Annotated in this window: 3 protein-coding genes and 1 pseudogene; 3 read left to right on the top strand and 1 reads right to left on the bottom strand. The window is 70.2% G+C overall.

Annotation, left to right across the window (positions count from 1 at the left end; all coding sequences use genetic code 11):
- The first annotated feature begins 158 nt into the window (after positions 1-158).
- Positions 159-3,677 (top strand): ATP-binding protein, encoded by a 3,519-nt coding sequence (locus VF697_RS29280; RefSeq protein ID WP_331100035.1) that lies wholly within the window; start codon positions 159-161, stop codon positions 3,675-3,677.
- On the opposite strand, the gene VF697_RS29275 is transcribed toward VF697_RS29280, so the two are convergent.
- Positions 3,674-4,084 (bottom strand): response regulator, encoded by a 411-nt coding sequence (locus tag VF697_RS29275; RefSeq protein ID WP_331100034.1) that lies wholly within the window; start codon positions 4,082-4,084, stop codon positions 3,674-3,676. The genes VF697_RS29280 and VF697_RS29275 overlap by 4 nt on opposite strands.
- A 189-nt stretch (positions 4,085-4,273) precedes the next feature.
- On the opposite strand from VF697_RS29275, the gene VF697_RS29270 reads away from it, so the two are divergent.
- Complete coding sequence (locus VF697_RS29270; RefSeq protein WP_331100033.1) at positions 4,274-4,900, top strand: sigma-70 family RNA polymerase sigma factor; 627 nt, start codon at positions 4,274-4,276, stop codon at positions 4,898-4,900.
- A gap of 224 nt (positions 4,901-5,124) precedes the next feature.
- Positions 5,125-5,582, top strand: a pseudogene (locus VF697_RS29265) (hypothetical protein); the annotation flags it as partial.

Here is a 5,582-nt window from a genome sequence, read left to right as displayed (position 1 = left end):
CATCACAGAACGGGCCCCGCTCTCCATCTCTCCGAGGCACCAGCCGCGACACCGCCGCCGGTGCTCAGCCGACGCATGCCTCTGGGGGGATTGGGATGGGACAAGTACAGACGCCTGGGGAGCCCGCCCTATCGAAACACGAACCGCCCTCGCCGCGGATGCTGGGGCCGTACGCGCTCCAGCGCGTCCTCGGGACGGGAGGCATGGGGGTTGTCTACCTGGGGTGCCACCGAGAGACCGGTGAGCGTCACGCGGTGAAGACGGTCCGCCTCACGCACGCCTCCACGCTGGCCAGCATCCGGCGCGAGGTGCAGGCGCTCAGCCGGATCCACCACCCCGGGATCATCCGGATCGTCGATCACGGCTTCTCCGCCGGGCTCCCCTGGTACGCCATGGAGCTGCTCGAGGGCCACACGCTCAAACAGCTCATCTCCCGGTATTGGAAGTTCGACTCCCGGGGCACCCGCCCCTCCGAGACACACGGCACCTCCCAGCCCCAGGGACAGGACTCCTCCCGCGACCCCGGCGCCCCACCCGCCCTGCCCTCGCGCCCGCTGCTCAGGCTGCTGCGGCGCCTATGCGCCCCCCTGGCGTACCTGCACGGCCGAGGCCTCGTCCACCGCGACCTCAAACCCGGCAACATCTTCATCCGCGCGGATGGAACGGTCGTCCTCGGGGACTTCGGGGGAGCGGTGGCGTTCGCGGGCGCGGGCGGCCGGGAGGTGCTCCAGGTGGACGGCAACACGCTGGGCACCCTGCTGTACATGGCGCCCGAGCAGATCCGCGGCGATCTCGTGGACGCCCGCGCCGATCTCTACGCACTCGGCTGCATCCTCTACGAGTGCGTGACTGGCCTGCCGCCCTTCGTGGGCGGCTCGGACAGGGCCATCCGCCGTCGGCACCTCCAGAGCCCTCCTCCCCCTCCGTCCGAGATCCTCGGCGAGGAACTCCCGGAACGGCTGGAGTGGCTCATCCTCGAGCTCCTCGAGAAGCACCCCGAGGACCGCCTGGGCTATGCCGAGGACGTGGCCCGGGTGCTCTCCGAGCTGGAGCCAGACATAGACGCGCCGGTGGACCTGCCCCCCAGCCAGCCCTACCTCTACCGCCCGCGCTTCACGGGCCGGACCGAGGCCGTGAGCGAGCTCCGCACCCGGCTCGACGCGCTGAGCGTCGGCCGGGGCGGGAAGATCTTCGTCGGCGGCGCCAGTGGAACGGGCAAGACGCGCCTGGCGCTGGAGATGGCCCGCGAGAGCTTTGGCCGTGAGCTGTCCGTGGTGACGTGCGAGTGCGTCCCGCTCGGGCTCTCGGGCACCCGGGTGGATGCCCGCATGAGGGCCCCGCCCCTGCACCCCTTCCGCTCGCTGCTGACCACGGTGGCGGACCGGTGCCGACACTGGGGCACGGAGGAGACGGAGCGGCTGCTCGGACCTCGGGGCAAGGTGCTGGTCCCGTACGAGCCCCGCCTGGACGAGCTGCCCGGCCAGAAGGAACTGCCCGCGCCACCTCCCCTCTCCACCGAGAAGGCCGAGCGCGCCCGCATCTTCTCCAGCCTCCACGAAGTCCTCTTCGCCCTCGCCGAGGAGGACCCCCTGTTGCTGATCATCGACGACCTCCAGTGGGCGGATGAGCTGACGCTGGGCTTCCTGCGCCTGCTGCGGCACGAGCACCTGGCCGAGCGGGGCGTCCTGCTGCTGGGCACCTACCGCCCCGAGGAGCTGGAGGGGACACTCCGGGAGGTGGTGTCCGCGCCCGAGGCCCTGCGCCTGGAGTTGGGGCGGCTCGACACGAAGAGCATCCAGTCGATGGCCTGCGGCATGCTCGCCCTGCAATCGCTGCCACGGGACTTCGACCGACTGGTCCGCCAATGCGAGGGCAACCCCTTCTTCGTCGCCGAGTACCTGCGGGCCGCCATCACGGAGGGACTGCTCCACCGGGATGGCACGGGCCGGTGGCGGTTGGATGAGCGGGCGGCGACCCAGGAGCCGCTGCACTCCCTCGGCCTGCCCGGGTCCATCGCGGAGCTCATCCACCTGCGGCTGCGAGACCTGGACCCCCAGGCCCGGGCGCTGGTGGAGCTCGCCGCCGTCCTCGGCCGCGAGTTCGAGGCCGAGCTCCTCCTGGAAGCCTCCGAGCTGGACGACGCCTCGGCCCTCGAGGGCCTGGAGACGCTGCGGGTCCGGCAGATCCTCGAGGAGACCTCCGGAGGACGACTCCGCTTCCTCCACGACAAGCTCCGCGAGCTCTCCTACGGACGCATCCCCCCGGAGCACTGCCACCGCCTGCACCACCGGGCGGCCGAGGCCATCGAGCGACGCGCTTTGGGGGCGCTGGACTTCGCGCTCGGCTACCCGGCCCTGGCCCATCACTGGTCGAAGGCCCGGGTCCCCGAGCGGGCGAGCCACTACTTCGGCCTCGCGGCGGACCATGCCCGCTCCGCCCACGCCCACAGCGAGGCCATCGCCTTCTACCGGGCGGCCCTCGCCGAGGCGGACGAGCACCTGCGCACGGCCCGGGAGGAGCCGGAGGACTGGCGCGAGCGGCTCCGCCGCCTCCACGAGAGCCTCGGGGACGTGCTCGCGCTCACCGTGCAACGGCAGGAGGCACACGCGGCCTACGGCCAGGCCCTGCTCCGGCTCCGGCCCGACGCGCGGGTGCGGCGGGCGCGCGTGCACCGCAAGCGGGGCAAGACCTGGGAGACGCACCACCTGCACGAGGACGCGCTGCGCGCCTACGACGAGGCGGAGGCGGCCCTGGGCCATGCGCCCGTGGAGCCCCGTGACAGGGCCAGACCCGATCCCGAGGAGACCCCGGTGGCCTGGTGGCACGAGTGGGTGCAGGTCCAGGTGGACCGACACTGGACCTGCTACGGGATGAACCGGTGCGAGGAGATGGCCGAGCTGGTGCGCAAGGTGCGCCCGGTGGTGGAGACCCATGGGACTCCGAGACAACGCGCCGGCTTCTTCGTGCTGCTCCTCAACACGGCCTTCCGGCAGGAGCGCTACGTGGTCTCCGCCGAGATGGTGGAGTACGGGCGCCTGGCGGTGCGAGCCAGCGACGAGTCCGGTGACGTAGGCCTGCGCGTGCAGGCTCGCTTCTGCCACGCCTTCGGCCTGCTGCACCACGGCGACCTCGACGAGGCGGAGCGGCAGGGCCTCGCCGGACTGCGGCTGGCGGAACGGACGGGAGACCTGACGATGAAGTCGCGCCTCCTCGCCTACCTGACCCTGGTGTATCGCAAGCGCGGTCAGGTGGCCGAGACGCGGGCGTGGTGCGAGCGGAGCCTGGAGGCGGCCTCCGCCGCGCACATGGACGACTACGTGGGCGCGGCTCGGGCCAACCGGGCCTGGGTGGCATGGAAGGGGCGGCGCTTCACCGAGGCCGAGCTGGAGGCCCGGGCCGCCCTGGAGTGCTGGAGGAAGCTCGCGGTGCTCTCCCCCTATCCGCTCCAGTGGCAGGGATTGTGGCTCCTGCTGGCAATCGCCCTGCACCACGGGGCTCTGACGGAGGCCCTGGAGCACGCCCGGGCGCTGCTCGACCCCAAACAACAACGGCTACCAGACACGCTGGCGGGTGCTCTCACGGATGCGCTCGAGGCCTGGAGCCAGAACCAGACGGAGGCGGCGCGAGAGCACCTGCGGCGGGCCGTCAGCTCCGCTCAGGAGCAGGCATGCCTTTAATGTCGCGATTCCACGGAAACGCTCTCCCCCTGCGCCCCTCGAGAACGACGCGGGCGCGTCCCCATCGTGAGGGTCCGGGTCACCATCTCCGCGAACCGCTCCAGGGCGCTGCCCTTGGGAAGGAAGGCTCGGACCCCCGGGGCATGGGGGTCTCCCGAGCCGCTGTGCATGACGATGGGAATGTCGCGGAGCTCCTCGGACCGGGAAAGCTCTCGGCACAGCTCGACCCCATCCATGCGCGGCATCATCCAGTCCGTCACCACCAGATCCGGGTGCAGCCGCCTCGCCACGCCCAGGGCCTGCACACCGTCATGGGCCCGGAGGATGTCGTGGCCCATCAGCTCCAGCAGCTCGGAATAGAGCTCGAGGATCTCGGGTTCGTCATCAACGAGGAGAATGGTACTCACGTGTCCTGCCCCTTTTCAGGAGGTGACGGCGTGAACCACGCCTCGTCCCTCCACTCAGGCAGAACCCCACGGCGCCCATTGTGATGGGCTCGGAGGGAGCCAATTCCATACATCACATCGGCGGCTCCGGGCCTCATTCACTTCGTGGGAGGAACTTCGTCCTCCATCACGAAGGCAAAGGGGCCACGGATGCACGTGACGGATCGAGAGCAGCTGGAACAAGAGATTCAGGAACTCTGCAAGCAGGGCGAGATCCACCTGGCGGTGGATCGGATCATGCGCGGCTATGGGCAGGACATCCGCAGGATGATGAGCTCCGTGCTCCCCGATGACGAGCGTGCGCACGATGCCTACGGCCTCTTCAGCGAGCGCCTGCTGAAGGGCCTCAAGAACTTCCGCTGGGAGAGCTCCTTGCGGACCTGGGCCTACCGCATGGCGCGCAATGCCTGCCTCAAGCTGGTGAGCGGGGCCTCCGCTCGGGAGCTGCCCGTCACCCGTTCCGCGATCCCCGAGCACTCCGTGCGGCAGCGGAGCGCGACCAATCCCTGGCAGCGGACGGATGTGAAGGATCGTTTCCGCGCCTTGCGCAAGAGTCTGGACCCCCTGGACCAGAAGCTGCTCGAGCTGCGGCTGGACCAGAACCTGCCGTGGCAGGAGGTGGCGCGGGCCATGGCGACTCCAGAGGAGCCTCTGACGGGGGAGACCCTGGCACGCAGGGCCACGGCGATGCGCCAGCAGTTCCAGCGCATCAAGGCCCGCCTGCGCACCCTGGCCGTGCGGGACGGCCTGGTGAAGAACGAGGATGAGGACGATTGACCGCGGGGGAGCGGGCAATGAGAAGCGGAGGGCACGGCGACGTGACCTCCGCTTCTGAAGTTCCACGGAGGACTTGCAGACAACCCTTATGCACCAACCCAATGCCAACCACTGTCCATTTCGAGTACTCCTCTGGACTGAAGCGCCAGGTCCTTCGCAACGCACGTCTCGCCGGCGGTTGGGACGAGCGCGGCCACCCCTCCGACCAGTGGTCGATCCTTCCCATGGAACCGGCCGCCGGAGACGACGGCTGTCCGTGCTTCCGGGCCACCGTCTCCTTCGACGAGTCCCAGCTCGGCACCCGGTTCGAGTGGGGCGTCATCGTGGACGGTCCCGACGGAACCGACCTGTGGGCCATTCCCACCGAGGTGGATGATCCCACCTCGCGCAACCGGACCCGCTCCTTCGTGCTCGGACCCGGACCCTCACGCGAGCGCTATCATCTCTCCCAGGGGCGCTACCTCGGCGCGCAGAAGTACTTCCGCCCGGACGCCTCCACGCCCCTGGCGCGCTTCGCCGTCTGGGCGCCCCACGCGACCCGGGTCGAGGTGGTTTTTGGAACCCAGGAGAGCGGCTACATCGCGGACGACGGCACCGGCCTCTCTCCCCTCCTCCCGGTCCTCCCCATGGTGCGCCAGGACAGCGGCGTCTGGGAGACGGAGGTCGAGGGCCCCGGCGCCCT

It is taken from the genome of Archangium sp. (assembly GCF_036388035.1).
In the GTDB taxonomy this organism is placed as follows: Bacteria; Myxococcota; Myxococcia; order Myxococcales; family Myxococcaceae; genus Archangium.
The sequence above is the reverse complement of the archived record's forward strand: the minus strand, read 5'-3'. Positions and strand labels throughout refer to the sequence as shown.

Coding starts and splice junctions, on each gene's coding strand:
- VF697_RS29280 (WP_331100035.1), top strand. CDS start 159: ATGCTGGGGCCGTACGCGCTCCAGCGCGTCCTCGGGACGGGAGGCATG.
- VF697_RS29270 (WP_331100033.1), top strand. CDS start 4,274: ATGCACGTGACGGATCGAGAGCAGCTGGAACAAGAGATTCAGGAACTC.